This window comes from Gordonia marina (assembly GCF_052036135.1).
Lineage (GTDB): Bacteria > Actinomycetota > Actinomycetes > Mycobacteriales > Mycobacteriaceae > Gordonia.
The window spans coordinates 112,348-137,300 of the sequence record NZ_JBPSDN010000005.1; the positions used below are offsets into that span (position 1 = coordinate 112,348).

Consider the following 24,953-nt stretch of genomic DNA (forward strand, 5'->3'; position numbering starts at 1 on the left):
CTGATTTAGCGGAATGCTCCTCCGTAATATCAGAGGAGTGAGTACTCCCGCAGACCGCCGTCGCCCGAAGAGCTGGCACCGACTGGCCGGCCTGCCGGTGCGCGTGTGGATGGTGGTGCTGATCGGAATCGGGCTCGCCCACTGGGCGCTGCCGGATGCGCGGTGGCTGCTGGTGCATGTCTTCACGATCGGGCTGGTGACCAACTCGATCGTGCTCTGGTCCCAGACCCTCGCCGAACGCTTCCTCGGCTATCCGCTGCCGGAGGCACGACGCCCCCGGCAACTCGCCCGGATCTACGCGCTCAACGCCGGGCTCGTGGTGACCATCGTCGGCATGCTCGGCGCGTGGTGGCCGGTCACCATGGCCGGGGCGATCGTGATCGGCGGTGTGGTCGCCTGGCACTGCGCCGCATTGGCGCGGCTGATCGTGGAGGCGCAGCGGCATCGCGAGGCGGCCGGCGAGGGGCCGGCCGAGAACGCGCTCAACGCGTGGTTCTTCGTGGTCGCGGCGTCATTGCTGCCGGTCGGCGCCGGATTCGGGGTCGCGCTGGCCTACGGATTCGCCGATCCGGAGCAGGCCGGGTTCCTGGTGACCCACCAGGCGCTCAACATCCTCGGCTTCCTCGGGATCACCGCCGCCGGGGTACTGATGCTGATGTTCCCGCGGCTGCTCGGCGCGGCGAAGCTCGGTCAACGACGTCGGCCGTACGCACTCGTCGTGCTGCCCACCGGTATCGCGATCACCATCGCCGGCGCGCTGAGCGACCACCCGGTGCTCGCCGCCGCCGGGATCGGCGTGTACCTGGCCGGGTGGCTGATCGTCACGGGACCGTTCGTGCCCGCCGCACTGGCGAATCCGCCGCGCGGCTACGCCCCGGCGTCGATCTGCGCCGCCCTGCTGTGGCTGTTCGGCTCGCTGATCGCGTACGCGACGACGCTGGTCACCGGACCGTTCGTGACCGCCCGCATCACCCTGCTCACCGTCTGGTTCCTCGCCGGGTTCGCCGGACAGCTGCTGTTCGGCGTGATGAGCCATCTGATGCCGACGATGATGGGCCCTTCGACTCCGCTCAGGAACCACCCGGGTCCGGTCGCGGCCGCCGGGAAGGCCCGGATGGACCGCTGGTGGCTGTGGCGGGTGCTGGTGATCAACGGCGGCCTGGTGCTGTGGCTGTTGCCGCTCGACAGCTGGGTCAAGGTCGCGGTGTCGTCGCTGGTGATGCTGGCGTTCATCATGTTCCTGCCGATCATGATCGCGGCGGCGCGCGCCGCCATGACGGCCCGGAAGGCGCTCGCCGAGCCGGAACCGGTGGAATCGCGGTCGGGCTCGCACATCCCCGTTGCACCGGAATCACGAGCGCCCCGAACACCGCAGCTCGGCTTGCAGGCCGTCGCCGCGGCGGCCGCGCTCGCCCTGGTGGTCTCGGTCGGTCTCGCCCTCGGCGGCGGCAGCGGCGGGCAGATCACGGACGCGGCCGGCGGCGTGACCCCGACCGGCCACACCACCACCGCGAAGATCGCCGCGGTGGGCATGCGGTTCACCCCGGACACCATCTCCGTCCCGGCCGGCGATCGGCTGGTGATCGAGGTGACCAACAAGGACTCCCAGGTGCACGACCTGGTTCTCGCCACCGGAGCGACCACCGGCCGCATCGCGCCCGGCGCCACCGCGAAGGTCGACGCCGGGGTGATCGGCCGGTCGATCGAGGGCTGGTGCTCGATCGTCGGACACCGCCAGCAGGGCATGGTCCTGCACATCCGGACCAGCGGCGGCACCGCTGACGACGGCGGCGCGACCGCGCACGACCAGCATTCCGGTCACGGCGGCCCGCCCGTCATCGACCTGCAGAAGCAGCCCGGCCCGGGCTTCACCGCCCGCGACGCACGACTCGCACCGGCGCCCGGCGGCACGCTGCATCGGGTGACGTTCGAGGTGACCGAGGGCCAGGCCGAGGTCGCACCCGGCGTGCGGCAGACGGTCTGGACGTACAACGGCAAGCCGATGGGACCGACCCTGCGCGGTCGGCTCGGCGACGTCTTCGAGGTGACCCTGGTGAACCACGGCACCATGGCGCACTCCGTCGACTTCCACGCCGGGATGGTGAGTCCCGACCAGAACATGCGCGACATCGGCCCCGGTCAGACACTGGTCTACCGATTCCGCGCCGAGCACACCGGTATCTGGCTGTATCACTGCGCCACCGCCCCGATGGCCGCGCACCTCGCCGCCGGCATGTACGGCGCCGTCGTGATCGACCCGCCCGATCTCGCCCCCGTCTCCGCGGAGTACCTGTTCGTCCAGGCCGAGGCCTATCTGGGCGCGAACGGGGATCCGGTCGACGCCGACAAGGTCGCCGCGAACACCCCCGACCTGGCCATGTTCAACGGTTACGCGAACCAGTACGTCTACCGGCCGCTGCACGCGAAGGTCGGCGACCGCATCCGCATGTGGGTGCTCGACGCCGGACCGAACGCCCCGCTCGCCTTCCACGTGATCGGCACCCAGTTCGACGTCGTGTACTCCGAGGGCGCGTACCTGCTGCCACCCGGCGATCCGGCGCACGGCGGCTCCCAGGCGCTGGCCCTGCAGCCCGCCCAGGGCGGCTTCGTGGAGATGACCTTCGCCGAGCCCGGCACCTATACCTTCCTCAATCACCGCATGGTCGACGGCGACCGCGGCGCGATAGGCAAGATCGTCGTGACGGAGTGAAGCCGCCCCGCATGACGACGGCGCCCTGACGGTCCACGTGCCGGATACGGCCGCGTGAGCGGCCGGAGTGCCGTCGTCGTGCGGGCACGGTGCAGAGGGTGACCGCGCGCCGCCGTCACCGTTCGCCGAGTAGCCGTTTCAGCTCCGCGCCCGCCTCCGGGCTGCCCGCATCAGACAACCGTTGCAACTCACGCAGGTCTCGGCTGTACACCGCGCGACGCGTCAACAGCCGGCCGGCGTGCTCGCAACCCTCGTCGAGCAGCTCGGACAGCGCGCTCAGGTCGTCCCGCGCATCGGCGAGATCGGCGAGCCGGTCCAGCGCGGTCTCGTTACCGTCGTCCGCGAGGGCGCGGAGCGTGTCTTCATCGACGTCGTGATCGGTCATGACATCGAGTATCCGACCTTGCCCTAGGGGCAAGGTCAAGCGCGACAATGGACAGGTGCTTACCATCGGGCAGCTCGCCGCCCAGGCCGGCGTATCGACCAAGGCCATCCGCGTCTATCACGCCAAGGGACTGCTGCCCGAACCGGAGCGGGACGGCTCCGGGTATCGGCGCTACGGCGCGCAGGCCGTCATCGACCTGGCACGCATCGTTACTCTCGCCCGCGCCGGCGTCCCGCTGGCCCGGATCCCCGACGTGCTGAACGCCGACGACGCCGCCGAGCAGATCGACCGGATCGACGCCGAACTGCGCGACCACATCCGCAGCCTCCGGCAACGCCGAATCCGGCTCCGCGACCTCGATCGGCCCGATCGTCTCTGCCTGCCACGCGAGGCCACCGAATACCTCGACCGCCTGCGCGGCATCGGACTGTCCGAGCGCTACGAACACGCCGCCCGGGACGGCTGGATCCTCGGCTTCGCCGTCGCACCCGACATCACCCGCACCGTCCTGCGGTCCCACGCCACGCTGCTGGACGACGACGAGTACATCGCCATGCTCCGCACCCACGATGCGGCCTACGACTGGGAACCCGACGATCCCCGGCTCGATCACCTCGCCGAGACGTCGGCGAAACTCGCCCAGCGCATGGTGATTCCCTCCGACCTCGACGACTTCCGCGGAGTAGCGCCCGAGATCGTCGATCTCCTGACTGCGCATCAGAGCGTCGGAAGTCCCGCCTGGAAACGTCTCGACGAGCTCACTTCGCAGCGGATCGCCGGCCTGCGAGCCGACGACGCCGACCCTGCTTCGCACTCGCGGCACGGACGCGGCGGGCACGACTCCGGCGGGGGGCTCGACGACCGCGGATGACGACCCGTGATCAGCCGTCGCGGAGGGTGCGGGCCGCGCTGGTGGCGAGCGTGTCGGCGATCTCGTTGTAATGGTCGCCGTTGTGGCCCTTCACCCACCGCCACTCGACCGTGTGCCGCTTCTCCTCGTCGACCAGGCGCTGCCACAGCTCGGCGTTCTTCACCGGCTTCTTCGCCGCCGTCTTCCAGCCGTTGCGCTGCCAGCCGGCCACCCACTTGGTGATGCCGTCCCGGACGTACACCGAGTCGGTGTAGATCACCACGGTCGACGGCCGGGTCAGCGCGGCGAGGCCCTCGATGGCGGCCTGCAGCTCCATCCGGTTGTTGGTGGTGTCCGGCTCCGCCCCGGAGAGCTGCTTCTCGGTGCCCTTGTAGCGGAGCACCGCACCCCAGCCGCCCGGACCGGGATTGCCCAGGCATGCACCGTCTGTCGAGATCTCCACCACCGCGTCGCTCACGGGGGACCAGATTACCGGTGAACGGTGCCGAGCCCGCGGGTCCTGAGCAGGCGTGGCGGAGCTTGCGACGACGCGCGGCCGAAGGGCGGCCGTCGGGGGTTCCGCGGGTACCGAGCCCACCGAAGCACGACCACCGTGGACGCCGAGTGACCGGCCGTGGAAACCTGGGGACATGTCCGACGACGAGCCCCGCGTCTACCTCTTCCGCGCCGTGAACGTCGGGGGCGCCAAGCTGCCGATGGCCCGGCTTCGGGAGATCGCGACCGAGCTGGGCGCCACCGCCGTCTCGACGTACATCGCGTCGGGCAATCTGATCTGCGTGCCTCCCGCCCTTCGACGGGCTGCTCAGCGGCCGGACGACAACGCCCCCGGGCCGGAAGACGGCACCCAGCGAGCGGCGGAAGGCTTCGAGCGCGCGTTGGAGCGCGCCGTCGAGGAGGAATTCGGGTTCTTCCGGGAAGTGATCTCCCGGAGCGCCGATCAGCTAGAGAAGGCCCTGGCCGCCTATCCGTTCGGCACGCCGCCGGACTATCCGGAGGCGCCGTCGGCACACATCTGTTTCCTCGCGGGCACCCCGGATCCGGCGCGGGCGGCGGAATTCGTCGCCCGCGATTTCGGCGCCGGGGAACTGCTCGCGGTGATCGGCGACGACCTGCATCTGGCGTACCCGGGCGGGGCGGGCAAGACCAAGCTGACCCCGCCGGCGATCGCCAAGGGCCTCGGCTACCCGGGGACGGCCCGCAACCTGCGCACCGTCGCCAAGCTCATCGACCTCGCCACGGCGGCGTCCACGACGCAGTGATCTTCCTTTCTCACTGAATCCTATGGCTAGCCTTACCGAAGGCTGATGGCCTAGTGTGACACGCGGTACGACTCGCCCGGGTCGGGGATTCGGGCGCCCCACGAGGAGACACTCCGATGATTACGACCTCTCGCCTGAAGGCACTTGTTCCGGCCGCCGCACTGGCCCTGACGCTGGGAGCCGGTGGATTGGCGGCACCGTCCGCCCACGCCGCGCCGCAGCACGACTCCGCCGCCCGCCACTGGGAATCGCTGCCCGCACCGGTGGTGCCGCAGCAGCCGGGCTACCAGATCACCGGCTACAACGTCGGTAAAGGTAACTATCGCGGCGCGATCGACCAGAAGACCGGCAGCCTGTGGCTGACCAACGTGTCGCCGCTGGAGGGCGCCAAGGAGTCGTCGATCCTCAAGGTGGATCCGAACACGATGCGCGTGCAGAAACGCATCCGGATGCCGAAGGCGTCGAACACCGGCGGCCACGGCACCGTCAACGCCCAGTACGACATCGGCGTGCCGAAGCGCGGCGGCACCGTGTGGACCACGGCCGCCACCACCGGCGAGGTGAACGTCTGGGACACCGGCAGCGGCAAGCTGCTCAAGACCTTCACCGGCGTCAACCACGCGCACGGCATCGTCTTCGCCGACGACCTCGGCCTGGCGATCGTCTCGGCGTCCGAACCGGGCGGCATCGTCATCTACGACCTGAACACCCTGCAGGAGGTCGGCCGGGCCAAGCAGCCGGGCGCCGGGAAGCAGCTCGCGGCCGGCATGGCGGTCACCGATTCCAGCGCAGGCGGCGCGACCATCACCGTCGCCTCGTACTACTCCAGCCTCACCCAGTTCCGGATCACCCGCGAGAACGGCGCCGTGAAGACCAAGGTGCTGTGGAACACCCACCAGGGCGGTGACGGGCACGGCAGCGTCGAGGTGTCCAAGGCGCACAACCGCGTGTACGTGAACAACCTCTACAAGGGCCTGGTGCAGGTCTACAACCTGCGGACCGGCGCCCACATCACCGACCTGGTGACCGGACCGGGCACCAACTCGATGATCATCTTCCAGGGCAAGCTGTACGCCGCGAACTACTTCGCCGGCTACATCTCGGTGATCGATCAGAACACCCTCGGCGTCTCTCGCCTGCTGACCACCGGCTTCGCCCCGAACCAGCTGCTGGCGTGGAAGCCGAACACCTTCCTGGTGATCGACAAGTCGAGCATCGTGCTCGACGGCGGCTACACCCAGAACCGCGGCGTCGACCGCATCTGGAAGGTCCGCTCGCTGCGCTGACCCGCGCACATCGACGACGATCGGCCCGGCTCCTCTCAGGAGGTGCCGGGCCGATCGTCGTCTCGTCCGGTCAGAGGATCCCGGCAGCGCGCAGACGGTCCAGTTCGGCGTCGTCGAGCCCCAGCACGTCGGCCAGCACGGCCTCGGTGTCGGCGCCCAGCGCGGTGGCCGGAACCGAGCCGGAGTACTCCTCATCGATCCGCAACGGGGAGCTGGCCGAGATCACCTCGCCGACGCCGGGCTGGTCGACGGCGGTCAGCACCGGCTCGTCGCCCGGGGCCGCGGCGAAGCCGGCGGCCACCTCGGCCGGCGTCCGGTACGGCCCCCAGAGCGCGCCGGCGGCGGTCAGCGCCGCCTGGACGTCCGCCGTGGAGTGCCCGGAGAACCACGGTCGCAGAACCGCCTCGATCACTTCGCGGTGCGCGTACCGGCCCTCATCGGTGGCGAAGTCGGCGCCGAGCGAGGTCTCCAGCGCCGCCAGTACCTCCGTCGTGCCGGTCGCGGTGCCGAGTGCCTGCCACTGCCGCGGGGTCAGCGCGACGATCATGATGTGGTCGCCGTCGGCGGTCACCAGGTCGACGCCGAAGCTGCCGTACAGGTGATTGCCGTGCCGCGCGCGGTCGCCGCGCTCGGCGGCCTCGGAGTACCAGCCGAGGTCGGCGACCGCCGCCATCGCGACGTCGGAGAGCGCCACCTGCACCAGCGCCCCGGCACCCGTGCGGTCCCGGCGGCGCAGCGCCGCGAGCACCCCGCTGACCACCTCCTGACCGCACAGGAAGTCCCAGGCCGGCAGGACGTGGTTGACCGGCGCCACCGAGTACTGCGGACCGGTCATGTTCGCCACCCCGCTGGCCCCGTTCACCGTGTAGTCGACGGCCGCACCACCGTCGGGCCGGCCCTCGACGCGCACCGAGATCACGTCCTCGCGGCGGCTGCGGAGCGCGTCGTACGAGAACCACGCACGGCCCACCGCGTTGTCGACGACGATGCCGGCATCCGGCCCCGGTGCGGTCGCCAGCCCGAGCAGCAGGTCGCGGCCGGCCGGCTCGCGGAGGTTGAGCGTCACCGACTTCTTGCCGCGGTTGAGCGAGTTCCAGTAGAGGCTCTCCCCGGTGCGCTCGGAGAGCGGCCAGCGGCGGTAGTCGGCATTGCCGCCGAGCGGGTCGACGCGGATGACCTCCGCGCCCAGTTGCGCGAGGGCCAGGCCGGCCGACGGCCCGGCGACGAAACTCGCGAATTCGATGATGCGGACCCCGGCGAGCGGGCGGTCGTAGGCCATGCGGGCGGTCTCTCCTCGTTCTCCCCGGCGGTCAGACCGCGCGGAAGATGGTCTTGTACTCCAGGTACGGGTCCAGAGCGTTCGGACCGAGCTCGCGGCCCATACCGCTGTTCTTGACCCCGCCGAACGGCGCGTCCATCGGGAACGACGCGCTGTTCACGCCGACGGTGCCGCTGACGATCCGCCGGGCCACCGCGGTCGCCTTCTCGACATCCGGCGAGAACACGCCGCCGCCGAGGCCGTAGTCGGAGTCGTTGGCGATCTCGACGGCCTCGTCGATCGTGTCGTACGGGATCACCACGACGACCGGCCCGAAGATCTCCTCCCGGGCGATCCGCATGTCGTTGGTGACGTCGGCGAACACGGTCGGCTCCACGTAGTAGCCCCTGTCGAAGTCCGACGGCCGGCCACCGCCGGTGACCACGCGGGCGCCCTCCTGCCTGCCGAGTTCGAGGTAGCCGGTCACCCGGTCGTACTGTGCCTTGTTGACCAGCGGGCCGTAGAAGTTCTTCGGATCGCCGGGCTCGCCGAGCGGGATGTTCCGCATCGTCTCGGCGAGGAATCCGGTCACCTCCTCGTAGCGCTCGCGCGGCGCGAGGATACGCGTGAGGGCGCGACAGGTCTGGCCGGTGTTCGGCGTGCACGCCGACATGACGAAGGGCGCGAAGTCGTCGAGCACCACGTCGTCGAGCAGGATGCCCGCCGACTTCCCGCCGAGTTCGAGGGTGACGTGCTTGAAGTCGCGGGCACACCGTTCGGCGATGGCGCGGCCGGCCGCCGTCGACCCGGTGAAGGCGATCTTCGCGACCATCGGGTGCTCGACCAGCGCGGCGCCGGTCTCCCGCCCGCCGGTCACGACGTTGATCACCCCGGCGGGGAAGCCGGCCTCGACCGCGGCCTCCGCCAGCAGATAGGCGTCCAGGCCGGTCTCCGCGGCCGGCTTGATCACCACGGTGCAGCCGGCCGCCAGAGCCGGGCCGATCTTCCACGCGATCAGCGGCTGCGGGCCGTTCCACGGCACGATCGCCCCGACGATGCCGACCGGTTCGCGCGTGATGACGGCGTCGCCGGTCATCGTGGTGCGGGTCTCTTCCGGCACGAAGTCGTCGGCCAGCCCCGCGAAGTAGCGGTAGTTGGCCGGCACCATCGTCTGCATGGCCTTCGCCAGGCCGATCGGCGTGCCGTTCTCGGTGCTGACCAGTTCGGCGACCGCGTCGAGCCGCTTCTCGAACGCGTCGGCCAGCGCGCGGAGACGATCCCCGCGCTCGGCCGGTGCGAGCGCGGACCAGGCCGGAAGCGCCGCCGCCGCGGCCCGCACTGCGGCGTCGACGTCGGTCGCGTCCCCGTCCGGTGTCTGCCCGAAGACCTCCTCGGTGGCCGGGTTGATCAGGTCGATCCGCGCACTCGAGTGCGCGGGCACCAACTCGTTGTCGATGAAGAGAGTGGAACGGTGGTACAGGTCGTCGGCCATGACGCCTCCTAGGTCACGAGAGAATCTTCTAACAGACTATTAGATTGTGCGGGTCGTCACGACTGAAACTCGGCGCGTACCGCGTCGGTGTGCTCGCCGAGGGCGGGCACCGCTCCCGCGCCGGGTTCCCAGTGCCGGGCCAGCGCCGGCGGGCGCAGGGCCGGGGCCGGCCCACCTGGAGTCTGGATCTCGCGCCAGCGGTTCCGCTCCTTGAGCTGCGGATGCTCGGCCAGGTCGGCCACCTTGTTGTAGCGGGCGTTGCCGATGCCCGCCTGGTCGGCGAGGTCCTGGATCTCAGCGAGGGTGTGCTCGGCGCACCAGGCCGCGACGATCTCGTCGACCTCGGCGCGAGCCTTGACGCGGTCCTCGTTGCGGGCGAGATGTTCGACGCCGGCCAGTTCGGGCCGCCCGACCATCTCGATGAGGCGAAGCCACTCGCGGTCACTGGTGGTACCCAGCACCGCCGTCTGCCCGTCCCCGGTGGGGTACGCGCCGTAGGGCGCGATCATCGGCGAGCCCATGCCCACCGGCTCGGACTCGGTGCCGGTGTGGATCACCTGGTTCAGCGCGAAGCCCATGTACTCGGCGACGACGTCGAGCATGGCGATCTCGATGATCGCACCGGCATCGGTCTTCTCCCGCTCGTACAGGGCCGCCAGAATCGTCGAGTAGACGTACATCGCGGTACCGACGTCGGCGATCGGGATGCCGGGCTTGGCCGGCTGCCCGGGGAAGCCGGTGATCGCGCACGACCCGGCCTCCGCCTGAATGAGCAGGTCGTAGGCCCGCTTGTGATCCGCCGGGCCGCCCTTGCCGTAACCGGAGACGTCCACGATGATCAGCCGCGGGTAGCGGTTGTGCAGACCGTCGAGGCCCAGCCCCAGCCGGTCGAGGGCGCCCGGCGCGAGGTTGCTGACGAAGACGTCCGCATCGCCGAGGATACGACGCAGCAGGGCCAGGTCGTCGTGGCTCTTGAGGTCGAGCGCGACCGACTCCTTGCCGTAGTTGAGCCACACGAAGTGCGCGGCGAGGCCATGAACGACGGTGTCGTAGTGGCGGGTGGAATCGCCGAGGCCGGGCTGCTCCACCTTGATCACGCGGGCACCGAGGTCGGCGAGGTGGCGGGTGGCGAGCGGCGCCGAGATGGCCTGCTCCATGCTGACGACGGTGATGCCGTCGAGCGGTCTGCTCACCGTTCGGGCCGCTCGAAGACGGCCGGGGGCGCCGGGAACTCCGGGTCGCGCTTCTCCTGCAGCGAGGTGACGCCCTCGGCGACCTCCGGCCCGCCGAAGCCGTAGAACTCGTAGCCGAGCGAGGCGTCGAAGATCGCCCAGTTCTGCCGGTACCAGTTGTTCATCGCGTGCTTGGTCCACTGGATCGCGGTGGTCGCGCCCCCGGCCAGGCGCTGCGCCACGTCCAGCGCCTTCGCCTGCACCTGGTCGTCGTCGACGCACATCGAGACCATGCCGATGCGCTCGGCCTCCTCGCCGGTCAGCGGCTCGTTGAGCAGGAGGTGATACTTCGCCTTGGGCATTCCGGCGAAGAACGGCCAGGTCAGCGCGGCATTGTCGCCGGCGGCGACGCCGAGGCGCACGTGGCCGTCGACGATCTTGGTCTTCCGGCCCGCGATGGTGATGTCCGCGAGCATCGCGGTCACCAGCCCGGCGCCGGCGGCGGGGCCGTTGATCGCGGCGACCAGCGGCTGCGGCAGGTCGATGAGGTTGCGGACCAGATCGCGGGCCTCCCGCAGCACCCGTGTGCGCCCGGCGTAGTCGCCGGTCATGTCCTGAATCAGGTCGAAGCTGCCGCCGGCGGAGAACGCCTTCTCGCCCTCGCCGCGGATGATCACCGCGCGCACCGACTCGTCGCGGGCGATCACCGGCCAGACGTCGGCCAGGTCGGCGTGTGCCTGCGGTCCGACGGCATGCAGGTTCGGTCCCGTCAGGACCACCTGCAGCACGCCCTCGCTCGGTCGTTCGACCCGGAGGGTCGAGAATTCCTCGTATGTCGTCACCTTGTCTTCCGCCCTTCCGAACCGGCGTTTTCGCACAGAGAATGTGGTTGCGTGGCTCACATATCGGGCCAACCATGGCCTAGAATATATTATGTTTCAAGTGCGCCACACCCCTTCGACCCAGGAGTACGGATGACCCAGCAGGTCAGCGACGACGACTTCGAGCAGATCCGGGACGCGGTGCGCGAGTTCGTCCAGACCCGCGTGATCCCCCGCGAACGCGAGATCGCCGACACCGATGCGATCCCGGAGGACATCCGGCAGACCGCGAAGGACATCGGCCTGTTCGGCTACGCCATTCCACAGGAGTGGGGCGGCCTCGGCCTGAACCTGTCGCAGGACGTCGAGCTGGCCATGGAGTTCGGCTACACGACCCTGGCGCTGCGCTCGATGTTCGGCACCAACAACGGCATCGCCGGGCAGGTCCTCGTCAACTTCGGCACCGACGAGCAGAAGGCGGACTGGCTGGAGAGGATCGCCTCCGGCGAGGTGGTCGCCTCGTTCGCGCTCACCGAGCCCGGCGCCGGTTCCAACCCCGCCGGCCTGCGCACCAAGGCCGTGCAGCAGGAGAACGGCGACTGGGTGATCGACGGCGCCAAGTGCTTCATCACCAACGCGGCGCTGTCCGATCTGCTGGTGACCTTCGCCCGCGTCCGCCCGGCCGACGAGAACGGTCCCGGCATCGGCGCCTTCCTGGTCCCCACCGATACGCCCGGCGTCGCCGTCGCCTCGCACGACGAGAAGATGGGTCAGCAGGGCGCCTGGACGTCGGACGTCCACTACGACAGCGTGCGCGTACCGGCTTCCGCCCTGGTCGGCGGCGACGTCGACACCGGCTACAAAGCCGCCATGACCTCCCTCGCCCGCGGCCGCGTGCACATCGCCGCCCTCGCCGTCGGCTCCGCGCAACGCGCCCTCGACGAATCCCTCCGCCACGCCGCCGTCACCACCCAGGGCGGCACCGCCATCGGCGACTTCCAACTCGTCCAGGCCCACCTCGCCGACATGCAGACCGGCATCATGGCCGGCCGCGCCCTCGTCCGCGACGCCGCCCAGAAGTGGGTCCTGGAACAGGACCGACGGATCGCGCCCTCGGTCGCCAAACTCTTCTGCACCGAAATGGTCGGCACCGTCGCCGACAAAGCCGTCCAGATCCACGGCGGCAGCGGCTACATGCGCGAAATGACCGTCGAACGCATCTACCGCGACGTCCGCCTCCTCCGCCTCTACGAAGGCACCAGCGAAATCCAGCGCCTCATCATCGGCGGCGGCCTCGTCCGCACCGCGAAGAAGGAGCAGGCCAAGTGAGCGCGGCCGACGCCGGCACGCTGCTGTTCGTCCCGGGCGACCGCCCCGAGCGGTTCGCCAAGGCCGCCGCGGCCGGGGCCGATCTGGTGGTCCTCGATCTCGAGGATGCGGTCCGGCCGGAGAACAAGGCGGCGGCCAGGGAGAACGTCGCCCGCTGGGCCGCCGAGCACGACTGTGCCGTGCGGATCAACGCGGCGGGCACCGACTGGCACGACGACGATCTCGCGGCGCTCGCCGGAACTTCGGCCGCGATCGTGGTCCCCAAGGCCGAGTACCGGGAGACCCTCGCACCGATCGGCCGCGACCACGCGGTGATCGCGCTGATCGAGACGGCGGTCGGCGTCCTCGCCGCCCCGGTCCTGGCGACCACCCCGGGCGTCGTACGCCTCGCCCTGGGCACCTTCGACCTCGCCGCGCAGCTCGGCGTCGACCCGGCCGACACCGAGGCGCTCACGGCGACCCGCGGCGGTGTGGTGCTGGCTTCGGCGGTCGCCGGGCTCACCGGGCCGATCGACGGCGTCACCGCCGCGATCGACGACGCCGAGCGGCTGGGCGCCGACACCGCGTACGCGCGCCGGCTCGGCTTCGCCGGGAAGCTCTGCATCCATCCGCGACAGCTCGCCCCGGTCAGTGCGGCCTTCCGCCCGACCGAGGAAGAATTGGCGTGGGCGCGGAAGATCGTCGCCGCCGTCGACGCCACGGGCGTCGCGAAGGTCGACGGTGCGATGGTGGACAAGCCGGTCGTCGAACGCGCTCAGCGCCTGCTGGCCCGCGCCGGCGAATGACCCCCAACCCTTTGTGAAACAGGAGAATCTCATGGCAGAAGGACTGCTCGCGGGTAAGACCGCGGTCATCACCGGCGGCGCGCAGGGCATCGGGCTGGCGATCGCCGAACGCTTCGTCGCCGAGGGCGCCCGGGTGGTGCTCGGCGACATGAACGCCGAGGCCGTCGCCGCCGCGGCGGCGACGCTGGGCGAGGACGTCGCCGTCGGCGTCGCGGGGAACGTCACCTCGTCCGCCGACGTCGACGCCCTGATCGCGACCGCGATCGACCGGTTCGGTTCGCTGGATGTGATGGTCAACAACGCCGGGATCACCCGCGACGCGACGATGCGCAACATGCCCGAGGAACACTTCGACCAGGTGATGAACGTGCACCTCAAGGGCACCTGGCTCGGCACCCGGGCCGCCGCCGCGGTGATGCGCGAGCAGGGCAGCGGCGCGATCGTGAACATGTCGTCGATCTCCGGCAAGGTCGGCAACATCGGCCAGACCAACTACTCGGCCGCCAAGGCCGGCATCGTCGGTCTCACCAAGGCCGCCGCCAAGGAGGTCGCTTTCAAGGGTGTGCGCATCAATGCGATCCAGCCGGGCCTGATCCGCACCGCGATGACCGAGGCCATGCCGCAGAAGGCGTGGGATTCGAAGATGGCGGAGATCCCGATGGGCCGCGCCGGCGAACCCGACGAGATCGCCAAGGTCGCGCTCTTTCTGGCGTCGGACCTGTCGTCGTACATGACCGGCACCGTCATGGAAGTGACCGGCGGACGGTACATGTGAGCATGAGCGACACCGCCTGGGAGCCGCACACCGTCGTCACCGAGGAACTGCTCGACCCGGCACCGGTCGCCGCTCTCGCCGCGCTGTTCGACGACGGTCTGCCCGCTCCCGCGCCGGGCGATCCGCTGCCGCCGCTGTGGCACTGGGTAGCGCTCCCGCGCTGGAGCGTGTCGTCGCAGCTGTCCGTCGACGGGCACCCGTTCCGCGGGTCGTTCCTGCCGCCGATCGAGTTGCCGCGCCGCATGTTCGCCGGGGGTTCGGTCGCGTTCACCGGCGTCCTTCGGGTCGGCGACACGGTGCGCCGCGAGGCCGTCGTCGAGTCGGTGACCGAGAAGTCGGGCCGCAGCGGCAAGCTGACGATCGTGGTGACGTCGACCGTGCTGTACGCACCGGACGGCACGCCCGCGGTCACCGAGAAGCAGAACCTCATCTACCGCGAGGCCGCCACTCCGGCGCCGGGCGCTCGCCCGGCTCCCGAGACGGCCGCGGCGATGGTTCCGGCCGGCCCACCGCTCGATCCCGCCGGGGACGGCGCCTGGGACTTCCGCACCGATCCGACTCTGCTGATGCGGTTCTCCGCGGCGACCGCGAACGCGCACCGGATCCACTACGACTGGCCGTACGCGACCGGCGTCGAAGGCTACCCTGGCCTGGTGGTGCACGGACCGCTGATGACGCTCTCGCTCGCCGAGACGCATCGGCTCTCCGGCGACGCCGAGACCGTCACCGCCCTCACCCACCGCAACGCCGCACCGCTGTTCTGCGGTCAGACCGCTACGCTGCGCGCCCAGCGCACCGCGGCGGGCAAGACCGTCGAACTCTTCGGACCCGCGGGCGTCGAGGGCGGCGCCGGCACGGTGCTCGACCTCACCCTGAACTGACCCCGGCAAGGAGCAACGGACAATGACACGAGTCTTCTCTTCCCTCGACGAGGTGCGCGCCGCACTCGGCGAGGACATCGGCCCGAGCACGCCGATCGTCATCGACCAGGAGCGGATCAACGCGTTCGCCGACGCCACCGGTGACCACCAGTGGATTCACATCGACCCCGAGCGCGCGGCCGCGGGCCCGTTCGGTACGACGATCGCCCACGGCTTCCTGACGCTGTCGCTGCTGCCTCTCTTCGGCGCCGATCTCTACGAGATGCGGTTCGGTGGCGCCCGGGTGAACTACGGCTGCAACAAGGTGCGCTTCCCGTCGCCGGTGCCGGTCGACAGCGAACTGACCGCCACCGCCTCCATCATCGACATCGCCGAGTCCCCGGCCGGCGCGATGCTCACCGTCAAGTACGTGGCGACCGTGACCGGTGCCGCCAAGCCGTGCCTGGTCGCCGAATCCTTGGTGGTCGTCACGCCCTGAGCCGCCGCGGCACCGGTGCGCCGCTGCCGGGTCGAGCCCGCTCAGCCGAGAACGTCGTCGACGCTGTCGGCGCCGCTGAGTAGGCGGTGGTACCAGGTGACGATCTGTTCGGGGGTCGCAGAGCGCACACGCGCACGGGACTGGTCATCGACGGAGCCGAACCGGAACTCGAGAGCTTTCAGGAGTAGATCCGCCTGTCCCTCGGCGCGTCCTTCGGCGATGAGTTGTTGTCCGGTGGTCATGGCGATGTCCTCTGCTTCGGGGCTGATGGTGGCGGCGGCCTCTTCCGAATCGTTCCCGCGGGGTGGTGCTGACAATTTGAAGATACGTGAAAATCCTGGCCACCTGGCGCTGCTTACCCGCGTCGAGGAGTTCCCGGATCTCCGGGCCCCAGTCGAGGAGCCACCGCGTGAAGTCCGGATCACCCGGGCCACGCCGTAAAGCGAAGAACGTCAGTTTGACCGTGGTCGTCAGGTCCCGGGCCCGCAACCCGGCCGCCCGTTGAACAGCCTCGAGCCCTGATAGCCGAACTCCGTTTCGATAGCTCGTTGAGCCGGTCGGCCCTCCGGGGCCCGACCGAGTCGAAGCGACTTTCGGCGGTCGGGGGTGCGTTTCGACTCGATCTCGCCTTGCGGCTCGATCGGCTCAACGGGCGGTTGAGGTAGCGCACGACCGGAATTGCGAGGCGGCGTCCTCGGGGTTGCCCAGGATGTCCCGGATCAGCGCATCGTGCGGCTGCGCGGCGCTCCTGCCTGGGCCGCCGGCGTCAGCGTCCGGAGGCGTGTTCGATGTCATGACCGGAAGCATTCCGGCACCAGCGGGCCCTGTCGAACGACTGTCCACAGGCCCGTACGAGTCGCGGGCGCGGCGAACCGAGTCCTGTGGACAACTCCGATTCCGCGGCGCGGACGGCGCGGTCCCTGCTATCGCCCGGCGAAAGACCAGGATCGCGCCGCCGGACGGCCTACAGTTCCACGACCATCTTGATCTGGGCGTCCTTGTGCTCCTCCAGGAACTCCAGTCCGTCCTTCACGAAGTCGTCGGCCTTGATCCGCGCGGTGATGAACGGGGCGAGGTCGATCTTGCCCTCCTGAACCAGTTTGATGGCGCCCGGGAAGGCGTGGTGGTCGTAGCCGACCGAGCCCTCGATGACGAGTTCCTTGAACAGCACGGTGAGGAGGTTGATCTTCGGGGCCTCCGGATACACGGCGAGCATCTCCAGCCGGCCACCGGCGCGGAGCGCGTTCAGCAGGTCGTCGATGACGGCTTCGACGCCCGCGCAGTCGTAGGCGATGTCGGCACCCCGGCCGTCGGTGAGTTCGGCGACGACGGCCTGCAGGTCCTCGCCCGCCGGGTCGACGATCCGGTCGGCGATGCCCGCGCCCTCGGCCGCCGCGCGGCGGTTGGCGGTGGGCTCGCTGACGATGACCGTCGCGCCGATGCCCTTGAGTACCGCGGCGGTGAGCAGACCGACCGGGCCCGCGCCACCGACCAGCACCACGTCACCTGCTGTGGCGCCGGATTTGCGGACCCCGTGGTAGCCGACGCACAGCGGGTCGAACATCGCCGCCTGGTCGAGGGGAATGTCGCCGATCGGGTGCGCCCAGCCGGCCGGTACCGAGACGAGCTCGGAGAGACCGCCGCCGCCCCCGGAGATACCGCGGCATGCCATCTGTCCGCAGGTGTTGTAGGCCTGCGCCCGGCAGGCGTCGCACTCTCCGCAGCCGCTGACCGGGTCGATCGTGACATTGTCACCGACCTTCAGGCCGTCGACGTCGTCGGCGACCGCGACCACGGTGCCGGAGAACTCGTGGCCCAGGATGATCGGCAGGGTCTCGCCGGTCACCGGGTGCGCCTGCGTGGTGCTCGGCGGCGCCGGCGGGATGGCGCCGTTGTAGTACAGGTGCAGGTCCGACCCGCAGAGGCCGGTGAAGGCCGGCTTCACCAGCACCCCGCCCGGTCGCAGCTCGGGCTCGGGGACATCGGTCTCGACCCGGACGTCGCCCTTGCCGTAGTAGCGGACAGCTTTCATTGCGTTCTCCTCTTGTTCAGCGGTCGCGACCGGTACGGACGGCTACGACGCGAAGGTGACCCGGCCCGCGGTTGCGGCCAGCGCTTCGACGGTCTCGGCGACGAGGCGCTCGAGCACCTCACCGGCCGGCAGAATGTCCTTGATCAGACCCGACCCCTGACCCGCCGGCAGCGCCTGCTGGTCCTTGAGGTCGGCGGCGGCCGCCGCGAAACGCACCGGGCTGATGGCGACCCGCTGCCGCGGGTAGCCGAGGAGCTGATCCATCCGGCCCTTCCACACCTGGGTGAACCGGTTCTGCAGCTGACGCACGTACAGGCCGTCGAAGATCAGCTCACGCACGGTGGTGTCGTGATCGGCCTCGACGATCGACTCCTTGTAGTTGCGGCCGACGCTGGACTCCTCGGTGTTGATGAACCGGGTGCCGATCCAGGCACCCTGCGCTCCCTGGGTCAGCACTCCGGCGATCTGAGCACCGGTCACCAGGCCACCGGCCGCGACGACCGGCACGGTCGAGAACTCCAGGACCTCCTGCAGCAGGGTGATCAGGCCGACGTCGCCGGTATGACCGCCGCCCTCCGTGCCCTGCACGACGACGATGTCGGTGCCGTTCTCGATCGCGCGCTTGGCGTGCTTGGCCATGCCGACCATCGAGATGGTCTTGGCGCCCCAGCTGTGCGCGTGCTCGACGGCCCAGGCCGGCGTGCCGAGCGCGCAGGCGATGACCTCCACGCCGTACTTCTCGCAGATCGCCATCTTCTCCTTGGCGTCCTCGATGCCCATGGCCTTGTCGTCGACCGGCGTCACGTCGACGCCGAGGGCACGGACCTCGGCCTCGAGTTCCTTGATCGGGTCCGGGACCTCGTCGGCCGGAACGGGTTCGGGGTTCTGCGGGGCGCGCGGCGGGAAGCCGATGTCGACGCACAGCGGCTTGTCGGTGATGCCGCGGACGATCTTGATGTGCTCCTCGACCACGGCCGGGGTCGGCGAGATCGCGGCGATGGTCCCCAGGCCGCCGGCCTTGGACACGGCTCCGGCCAGCGGCCCGAAGGCCACCCCGCCCATGCCGGCCTGGAGGATCGGGTATTCGATCCCCAGCAGGTCGCAGAGATCGGTCTTCAGAGTTGCCATGGTTCTACTTTCAGTTCGGTGGTCTCGACTTCGCTCGACCGTCATGGGTGTGGTCTCGACTTCGCTCGACCGTCATGGGTGTGGTCTCGACTTCGCGCGACCGTCGTGGGCAGGGGGTTCAGGCGGTGCGCTCGAACACGGCGGACAGACCCTGGCCGCCGCCGATGCACATGGTTTCCAGCGCGTATCGGCCGCCGCGGCGGTCCAGCTCGCGGAGCATGGTCGCGAGGATCCGGACGCCGGTCGCGCCGACCGGGTGACCGAGCGAGATGCCCGAGCCGTTGACGTTCATCCTGGCCAGGTCACCGTCGCCCAGGCCCCACGCGGCGGTGCAGGCGAGGACCTGCGCGGCGAAGGCCTCGTTGAGTTCGATCAGGTCGAGGTCACCGAAGGTCAGTCCGGCCCGCTCGAGCGCCAGATCGGTCGACGGCACCGGCCCGATACCCATGCGGTCCGGCTCGACACCGGCGACGGCCCAGGTGACCAGTTTGGCGAGCGGCCGCAGACCGAGCCGCTCGGCCTCCTCCCGGGTGGTCACGATGCAGACGGCGGCGCCGTCGTTCTGGCCGCTGGCGTTGCCCGCGGTGACGGTCGAGTCCGGATCGATCCGGCGGCGCACGGCCTTCATTCCGGCCAGCGCTTCGCGCGAGATGTCGGGCCGCGGATGCTCGTCGCGATCGCGGACGACGTCGCCCTTCCGGGTGCTCACGGTGACCGGGACCAGCTCGTCGGCCAGCCGGCCCTCCTCGTGGGCGGCGACGGCGCGGCGATGCGACTGATAGGCCAGCTCGTCCTGCGCCTCGCGGGTGATCGAGTAGTCCTTCCGCAGGTTCTCCGCGGTCTCCAGCATGCCGCCCTCGACCGGGTAGAACTTGCCGCCGGAGGTCACGCGGCCGCGGTTGATGCGGTCCATCAGGGTGGTGTCGGTGCCGCGCAGACCGAAACGCAGACCCAGGGCGTAGTGCTCGGCCTGGCTCATGCTCTCCGCACCGCCGGCCAGGACCAGGTCGCAGACGCCGGTCTGCACGCGCATGGCGGCGTCGATCACGGCTTGCAGGCCCGAGCCGCAGCGCCGGTCCAGCTGCAAGCCGGGGACACGGACGTCCAGTCCGGCATCCAACGCCGCGATACGGCCGATCGCCGGCGCCTCACCGTTGGGATAACACTGGCCGAACAGGACGTCGTCGATGTCGCCGCTCGCGATGCCCGTGCGCTCGACCAATGCCTTGACGACGGCCGCGGCGAGCTCCGCGGCGGGCACCGAGGCGAGCATCCCGCCGTATCGTCCAACCGGGGTGCGCAGGGGTTCACAGATGACGGCTTCGCGCATCGCGCGCCTTTCTCTTGGCCGAAGATGAAGAAAATCCACGGTAGACGATGTTTCTAACGTAACTGTAGATTATATTATTTATCAGGACAAGAGATTCGGAGACTCGGACCACGGGTTTTCGACGCTACCCCGGAAGGACCCCCATGCCCCGCCTGTGCGAGACCGCCGACCTCACCGACGTCCAGCGCGACATCCTCGCGACCGTTCGCGAGTTCGTCGACCAGCAGATCATCCCGGTCGCGACCGGACTCGAGCATCGCGACGAGTACCCCACCGAGATCGTCGCGAAGATGAAGGAGATGGACATCTTCGGGCTGACCATCCCCGAGGAGTACGGCGGACTGGGCGAATCCCTTCTCACCTACGCGCTGGTGGTCGAGGAACTGTCCCGCGGCTGGATGAGCGTCTCGGGCATCGTCAACACCCATTTCATCGTCGCCTACCTGCTGCTGCAGCACGGCACCGACGAGCAGAAGCGGAAGTACCTGCCACGGCTGGCCGCCGGCGAGCTGACCGGCGCCTTCTCCATGTCCGAGCCGGCCCTGGGCTCGGACGTCGCCGCGATCAGCACCACGGCCACGGACAACGGCGACGGCGGCTACACGATCAACGGCCAGAAGATGTGGCTGACCAACGGCGGGTCGTCGTCGCTGGTGGCCGTGCTGGTCCGGACCCCCGGCGTCGGTGGCGAGAAGCCGCACCAGAATCTGACGACCTTCCTGGTGGAGAAGACCCCGGGCTTCGGCGAGGTCGCGCCCGGCCTGACCATCCCCGGGAAGATCGAGAAGATGGGCTACAAGGGTGTCGACACCACCGAGCTGATCTTCGACGGGTTCACCATCTCCGGCGACGAGATCCTCGGCGGCACCCCGGGCCGCGGCTTCTACCAGATGATGGACGGCGTCGAGGTGGGCCGCGTGAACGTCGCCGCACGCGGCGTCGGTGTCGCCCACCGCGCGTTCGAGCTGGGTGCGTCGTACGCGCAGCAGCGCGAGACCTTCGGCAAACCGATCGCCCAGCACCAGGCCGTGCTGTTCCGGCTCGCCGAGATGGGCACCAAGGTCGAGGCCGCGCACCAGATGGTGGTCCGTGCGGCCCGTATCAAGGACGCCGGGCAGCGCAACGACCTGGAGGCGGGCATGGCCAAGTACCTGGCCTCGGAGTACTGCCGCGACGTGGTGGAGGACGCCTTCCGCATCCACGGCGGCTACGGCTTCGCGAAGGAGTACGAGATCGAGCGCCTCTACCGCGAGGCCCCGATGCTGCTGATCGGCGAGGGCACCGCGGACATCCAGCGGATGATCATCGGCCGCCGCCTGCTCGAGAACTACAAGCTCTGACGACGAGTCGAGGAGACACAGATGGGACCCCTGGAGGGAATCAAGGTCGTCGAGGTCGGCTCGATCGGCCCCGGCCCGTGGTGCGCGATGATGCTCAGCGACATGGGCGCCGAGGTGATCCGCGTCGACCGCGCCGATCACGCGCGGGCGTACACACCGGACAGCCCGACGCCGATCGACTTCTCGAACCGCCGCGGCCGCAAGTCGCTGGCCGTCGATCTGAAGAGCCCCGAGGGCGTGGAGACCGTGCTGACGCTGGCCGAGGGCGCCGACGCGCTCATCGAGGGCTTCCGGCCGGGCGTCGCCGAGCGTCTGGGCATCGGCCCGGATGCGGCCCTGGCCCGCAATCCGCGACTGGTCTACGGCCGGATGACCGGGTGGGGTCAGGACGGCCCGCTGGCCACGACCCCCGGGCACGACATCAACTACCTCGCCCTGACCGGCCTGCTGCACACCATCGGGCCGAAGAATCGTCCGATGCCGCCACTGAACCTGGTCGGCGACTTCGGCGGCGGCGGGCTGCTGCTCGCCTTCGGCGTGGTCACCGGCATCCTGTCGGCACAGCGCACCGGCGTGGGCCAGGTGGTCGACGCGGCCATGCTCGACGGTGCCTCGCTCCTCGGCGCCATGGTGCACGGCATGAGCCAGCTCGGGATGTGGACCGACGAGCGGGAGAACAACCGGCACGACGGCGGCGCGCCCTTCTACAACACCTACGAGACGGCCGACGGCCGGTTCGTCGCCATCGCCGCCAACGAGCCGCAGTTCTACAAGGTGCTGGTCGAGACGCTCGGCTTCACGCTCGACAAGCTGCCCGCACAGGGCGACCGGTCCAGCTGGCCGGAGATGCGCGCCCGGTTCGCGGCGGTCTTCAGTACCAAGACCCGCGACGAATGGGACGGCGTCTTCGCGGACCTGGCCACCTGCTACTCACCGGTGCTGACGCTGGCCGAGGCGCGGGTGAACGACCACAACACCGCGCGCGGCGTGTTCGTCGAGCACGACGGCATCGTGCAGCCGGCCCCCGCCCCGCGCTTCGGCAAGACCCCCGCGGCGATCGCCGGGCCGGCCCCGCACCCGGGTCAGCACTCCCGCGAGGTCCTCGCCGGCTGGGGCTTCTCCGATGATGAGATCGACGCACTCGTCGCCGCGGGCGCGGTGGTCGACGCCCCCTGACCCGAACCCGGCCCGCGGGCCGATCCCCGTTGCGGCACAGCCCGTCTGACGCAGCTTCGCGCGGGCACACCCGGCGGCCCGTCACCGAGTCGGTGACGGCCCGCCGTCGTGCGTGGCCTGCAAGATGCCCGAAACCTTGGACAGTCGGCGCCCGGTGTCCCCCAGCAGAGTGAAGGCGAGCACGCACGACTGCAAGGAAGTAGACCGATGTCCATCGCACTCGCCCCTTCCCCCGAATCCGCCATCGACACCGCGATCGCCTCCTGGCGGGCCGCCCTCGCCGGTTTCCCGGCCTGGACGGCCGACCGGCCCGGTCCCCTCCCCGACGCGGTGAAGACGCTCGCCGGGCTCGCCACCGACGACGGCGCTCCCGAGGTGCACGTGCGGGGCTTCGTGAGGACGGAAAGCGGCTTCCTCTGCCAGTGCCGCGCCGAGATGTCGGTCGACGGCTATCCGGTCCGGGTCGATCTGCTCCAGCTGGTCGACGTCGACGGCGACGGCCGCGTGATCGGGATCCGCGAGTACCTCGGCTCCCAGGTCGCCGCGCTCAGCTGAGAATCACGTCCACCACTTCCGCCGCGCGCGGTGCTCGGTGCGCGCGTGTGTGGCACGGCGACGGCGACCGGTGGCGATCCGTCCCCGCAACGGTACTGACGCCGATGGAGCGGTACGGCGTCTGACGGCGCCGGTGTTCGACGTCCCGGGCTTCGGGCGGACGGAGAAGGGCTTCTCCTGCCGATGCAGCGCCGTGCTCGGCGTCGACGGGCGGGAGCTGAAGGTCCACTTCCCGCAGCTGGTCGAGGTGACCGCGGACGGGACGTTCTCGCGCCTCGACAAGACCTCACTCCGCAGGTCGGCTGCCTGACCGTCCGGCGGGTGCGCCGTACCGGGACGCGCTCGGCGCGCGCTTCGGCACGGCAGACCACCGGGGGTCAGACCACCGCGGCTTCTTCGGTCCCCGCCCGGACAGTGCGATCGATCGCGATCGCGGCGACCGCCGCGCCGGCGAGCAGGATCGCCGCGATCAGGTAGGTGCCCTTGACCGACAGGACGTTGACCGCGTAGCCGGCGATGATCGGACCCAGTACGGCACCGAGCCGGCCGACGCCGTTCATGGTTCCGTAGCTCGAGGCGCGGGCATCGATCGGATAGAGGAAGGTCGACGCGGCGGTGAACGCCGTGATACACCCGAAGACCGCGATGCCCAGGAGCACGGCGAGCGCATAGGCCACCCCGCTGCCCGGCACGAACGCGAATATCGCGACCGTGACCGCGCCGACGATCGCGCTGACGACGGCGAACGCGCTGGCGCGGAAACACATCCCCAGGATGCCGAAGACGAAGGCGCCCACCAGGGTCCCGATGGAGATGCATAGCCCGGCCGCAGTGCCGGCCGCCTCGTCGCTCACCTTGGTCACCAGTTTCGGGGTCCAGGTGCCGACGAAGTAGTAGCCGGCGGTCAGCAGCGAGTAGCCCGTGCACAGCAGGACGGTGCGCAGCCACAGGTCGCGGCCGAGCAGCCGCGACCGCGGCAGCGTGTCGTGCGCGGTGACCGACTCGGGGGCATCGCCGCCCAGATCCTCCAGCCCCAGCCGCCGCGCCAGATCGGCGGCCTGCTGCCGGGACTCCGGGGTACCCCGGCGATGCAGGAAGGCGACCGACTCGGGCAGCAACGCGAAGGCGATCAGCGCGATCAGTACGCTCAGCCCGGTACCCACCCAGAACATGCCCTGCCAGGCACCGCCGACCAGTTCGAGCAGCGCCGCGGCGGACAAGCCGGCCACGGTACTGCCCAGCGGATATCCGACGACGACCAGACCGACCGCAAGGCTGCGCCCGTTCTTCGGGGCGAGTTCCTGCCCCAGCACCACGGCGACCACGGTGATCATGCCGACCGCGATGCCGGTGACGAACCGGCAGCCCATGAGCATCCACGCGTTGACCGATAGCGCCGAGGCCACCAGGCCCGCGGTGTTCAGTGTCAGTGCGATCAGCAGGAGCCTGCGCCGGCCGATGATGTCGGCGAAACGCGCCATGCCGAGTGCACCGACGGCCTGCCCGGCCAGCGCGGCACTGATCAGCCAGCCGAGCATCCGGTCGCTCGCGAAGCCGTCGGGCAGGTGCGGCCCGGCGAACGCCATGATGAAGATGTCGTAGCCGTCGAGCATGTTGAGCACCATGCACAGCAGCAGGGACGCCAGCTGATACGGGCGCAGCCGGGGTCCCCTCGTGGCGGTCGGGGCGGTCATCCGGTCACCGCCGGGCGGGCACGCGTCGGGTCGTCGTTCATTCATCTCTCCGGTCGAGGCAGACAGTGGTTTCCCTCACGTTTCTACAGTTTTATTAGATTATTTTCAAGCGCATCGTTAGATTCGCCTCGTCCGACGGGGACCGCCTCCGAGCAGCGCGGATGCGCCGTATCGGGGGGCGCGTGACGCGCACCCC

24 protein-coding genes are annotated in these 24,953 nt (G+C 70.0%); 13 read left to right on the plus strand and 11 right to left on the minus strand.

The window, feature by feature from the left end:
- The first annotated feature begins 37 nt into the window (after nucleotides 1-37).
- Nucleotides 38-2,710 (plus strand): multicopper oxidase domain-containing protein, encoded by a 2,673-nt coding sequence (locus ACSEEN_RS04395; RefSeq protein ID WP_440712422.1) that lies wholly within the window; start codon nucleotides 38-40, stop codon nucleotides 2,708-2,710.
- A gap of 115 nt (nucleotides 2,711-2,825) precedes the next feature.
- Here the strand turns inward: ACSEEN_RS04395 and ACSEEN_RS04400 are convergent, their stop codons facing one another.
- On the minus strand, nucleotides 2,826-3,095 hold the full coding sequence (locus ACSEEN_RS04400; RefSeq protein WP_440712423.1) for a hypothetical protein: 270 nt from the start codon (nucleotides 3,093-3,095) through the stop codon (nucleotides 2,826-2,828).
- A 55-nt stretch (nucleotides 3,096-3,150) separates the two neighbouring features.
- Between ACSEEN_RS04400 and ACSEEN_RS04405 the strand changes: the two genes are divergently transcribed.
- Nucleotides 3,151-3,966 carry a MerR family transcriptional regulator gene (locus tag ACSEEN_RS04405; protein WP_440712424.1) on the plus strand — a complete coding sequence of 272 codons (816 nt, stop codon included), beginning with the start codon at nucleotides 3,151-3,153 and terminating at the stop codon, nucleotides 3,964-3,966.
- A gap of 10 nt (nucleotides 3,967-3,976) precedes the next feature.
- Here the strand turns inward: ACSEEN_RS04405 and rnhA are convergent, their stop codons facing one another.
- Nucleotides 3,977-4,423: a ribonuclease HI gene (rnhA, locus tag ACSEEN_RS04410; RefSeq protein WP_247865509.1), complete on the minus strand. Its 447-nt coding sequence runs from the start codon at nucleotides 4,421-4,423 to the stop codon at nucleotides 3,977-3,979.
- A 172-nt stretch (nucleotides 4,424-4,595) separates the two neighbouring features.
- On the opposite strand from rnhA, the gene ACSEEN_RS04415 reads away from it, so the two are divergent.
- Together ACSEEN_RS04415 and ACSEEN_RS04420 are read left to right on the plus strand one after the other, a co-directional pair.
- The gene (locus ACSEEN_RS04415) at nucleotides 4,596-5,225 is read left to right on the plus strand and encodes a DUF1697 domain-containing protein (RefSeq protein ID WP_440712425.1); all 630 of its coding nucleotides are present in this window, start codon (nucleotides 4,596-4,598) and stop codon (nucleotides 5,223-5,225) included.
- Between the two features lie 116 nt (nucleotides 5,226-5,341).
- A complete protein-coding gene (locus tag ACSEEN_RS04420; RefSeq protein WP_440712426.1) occupies nucleotides 5,342-6,511 on the plus strand; it encodes a YncE family protein in 1,170 nt (389 codons plus the stop codon).
- Nucleotides 6,512-6,581: 70 nt separating this feature from the next.
- Here the strand turns inward: ACSEEN_RS04420 and ACSEEN_RS04425 are convergent, their stop codons facing one another.
- From ACSEEN_RS04425 to ACSEEN_RS04440, 4 genes are read right to left on the minus strand one after another with little or no spacing between them, the layout of a single operon-like run.
- A complete protein-coding gene (locus tag ACSEEN_RS04425; RefSeq protein ID WP_440712427.1) occupies nucleotides 6,582-7,790 on the minus strand; it encodes a CoA transferase in 1,209 nt (402 codons plus the stop codon).
- A gap of 31 nt (nucleotides 7,791-7,821) precedes the next feature.
- Nucleotides 7,822-9,261 carry an aldehyde dehydrogenase gene (locus ACSEEN_RS04430; RefSeq protein ID WP_440712428.1) on the minus strand — a complete coding sequence of 480 codons (1,440 nt, stop codon included), beginning with the start codon at nucleotides 9,259-9,261 and terminating at the stop codon, nucleotides 7,822-7,824.
- A gap of 56 nt (nucleotides 9,262-9,317) precedes the next feature.
- Nucleotides 9,318-10,454: a CaiB/BaiF CoA transferase family protein gene (locus ACSEEN_RS04435; RefSeq protein WP_440712429.1), complete on the minus strand. Its 1,137-nt coding sequence runs from the start codon at nucleotides 10,452-10,454 to the stop codon at nucleotides 9,318-9,320.
- Entirely contained in the window at nucleotides 10,451-11,275 is an 825-nt protein-coding gene (locus ACSEEN_RS04440; protein ID WP_440712430.1) for an enoyl-CoA hydratase/isomerase family protein, read from the minus strand. Before ACSEEN_RS04440 ends, ACSEEN_RS04435 begins: the two co-directional genes overlap by 4 nt.
- 132 nt (nucleotides 11,276-11,407) lie before the next feature.
- Here ACSEEN_RS04440 and ACSEEN_RS04445 point away from each other — a divergent pair, with 132 nt between their 5' ends.
- The 5 genes from ACSEEN_RS04445 to ACSEEN_RS04465 are packed head-to-tail and all read left to right on the plus strand — an operon-like array spanning nucleotide 11,408 to nucleotide 15,502.
- Nucleotides 11,408-12,583 carry an acyl-CoA dehydrogenase family protein gene (locus ACSEEN_RS04445; protein WP_440712431.1) on the plus strand — a complete coding sequence of 392 codons (1,176 nt, stop codon included), beginning with the start codon at nucleotides 11,408-11,410 and terminating at the stop codon, nucleotides 12,581-12,583.
- Complete coding sequence (locus ACSEEN_RS04450) at nucleotides 12,580-13,368, plus strand: HpcH/HpaI aldolase/citrate lyase family protein (protein ID WP_440712432.1); 789 nt, start codon at nucleotides 12,580-12,582, stop codon at nucleotides 13,366-13,368. Before ACSEEN_RS04445 ends, ACSEEN_RS04450 begins: the two co-directional genes overlap by 4 nt.
- 31 nt (nucleotides 13,369-13,399) lie before the next feature.
- Nucleotides 13,400-14,143, plus strand: coding sequence for a 3-oxoacyl-ACP reductase FabG (gene fabG / locus ACSEEN_RS04455; protein WP_440712433.1), 744 nt, complete (start codon nucleotides 13,400-13,402; stop codon nucleotides 14,141-14,143).
- A 2-nt stretch (nucleotides 14,144-14,145) separates the two neighbouring features.
- The gene (locus tag ACSEEN_RS04460) at nucleotides 14,146-15,024 is read left to right on the plus strand and encodes an HTD2 family dehydratase (protein WP_440712434.1); all 879 of its coding nucleotides are present in this window, start codon (nucleotides 14,146-14,148) and stop codon (nucleotides 15,022-15,024) included.
- Nucleotides 15,025-15,046: 22 nt separating this feature from the next.
- Nucleotides 15,047-15,502 (plus strand): MaoC family dehydratase, encoded by a 456-nt coding sequence (locus ACSEEN_RS04465; RefSeq protein WP_440712435.1) that lies wholly within the window; start codon nucleotides 15,047-15,049, stop codon nucleotides 15,500-15,502.
- Nucleotides 15,503-15,543: 41 nt separating this feature from the next.
- Here ACSEEN_RS04465 and ACSEEN_RS04470 read toward each other — a convergent pair whose 3' ends face one another.
- The 4 genes from ACSEEN_RS04470 to ACSEEN_RS04485 all read right to left on the minus strand — a co-directional run bounded on the left by ACSEEN_RS04470 (nucleotide 15,544) and on the right by ACSEEN_RS04485 (nucleotide 19,992).
- Entirely contained in the window at nucleotides 15,544-15,744 is a 201-nt protein-coding gene (locus tag ACSEEN_RS04470) for a hypothetical protein (RefSeq protein WP_440712436.1), read from the minus strand.
- Between the two features lie 722 nt (nucleotides 15,745-16,466).
- Entirely contained in the window at nucleotides 16,467-17,534 is a 1,068-nt protein-coding gene (locus ACSEEN_RS04475; protein ID WP_440712437.1) for a 2,3-butanediol dehydrogenase, read from the minus strand.
- Between the two features lie 42 nt (nucleotides 17,535-17,576).
- Nucleotides 17,577-18,662, minus strand: coding sequence for an NAD(P)H-dependent flavin oxidoreductase (locus tag ACSEEN_RS04480; protein WP_440712438.1), 1,086 nt, complete (start codon nucleotides 18,660-18,662; stop codon nucleotides 17,577-17,579).
- 118 nt (nucleotides 18,663-18,780) lie between these two features.
- A complete protein-coding gene (locus tag ACSEEN_RS04485; RefSeq protein WP_440712439.1) occupies nucleotides 18,781-19,992 on the minus strand; it encodes an acetyl-CoA C-acetyltransferase in 1,212 nt (403 codons plus the stop codon).
- Between the two features lie 143 nt (nucleotides 19,993-20,135).
- Here ACSEEN_RS04485 and ACSEEN_RS04490 point away from each other — a divergent pair, with 143 nt between their 5' ends.
- From ACSEEN_RS04490 to ACSEEN_RS04505, 4 genes are all read left to right on the plus strand, one after another.
- On the plus strand, nucleotides 20,136-21,332 hold the full coding sequence (locus ACSEEN_RS04490; RefSeq protein WP_440712440.1) for an acyl-CoA dehydrogenase family protein: 1,197 nt from the start codon (nucleotides 20,136-20,138) through the stop codon (nucleotides 21,330-21,332).
- Between the two features lie 21 nt (nucleotides 21,333-21,353).
- Nucleotides 21,354-22,508 carry a CaiB/BaiF CoA transferase family protein gene (locus ACSEEN_RS04495; RefSeq protein WP_440712441.1) on the plus strand — a complete coding sequence of 385 codons (1,155 nt, stop codon included), beginning with the start codon at nucleotides 21,354-21,356 and terminating at the stop codon, nucleotides 22,506-22,508.
- Nucleotides 22,509-22,715: 207 nt separating this feature from the next.
- On the plus strand, nucleotides 22,716-23,063 hold the full coding sequence (locus tag ACSEEN_RS04500; protein ID WP_440712442.1) for a hypothetical protein: 348 nt from the start codon (nucleotides 22,716-22,718) through the stop codon (nucleotides 23,061-23,063).
- Between the two features lie 133 nt (nucleotides 23,064-23,196).
- On the plus strand, nucleotides 23,197-23,373 hold the full coding sequence (locus ACSEEN_RS04505) for a hypothetical protein (protein WP_440712443.1): 177 nt from the start codon (nucleotides 23,197-23,199) through the stop codon (nucleotides 23,371-23,373).
- Nucleotides 23,374-23,440: 67 nt separating this feature from the next.
- Here ACSEEN_RS04505 and ACSEEN_RS04510 read toward each other — a convergent pair whose 3' ends face one another.
- Nucleotides 23,441-24,757 (minus strand): MFS transporter, encoded by a 1,317-nt coding sequence (locus ACSEEN_RS04510; RefSeq protein WP_440712444.1) that lies wholly within the window; start codon nucleotides 24,755-24,757, stop codon nucleotides 23,441-23,443.
- Between the last annotated feature and the right edge of the window lie 196 nt (nucleotides 24,758-24,953).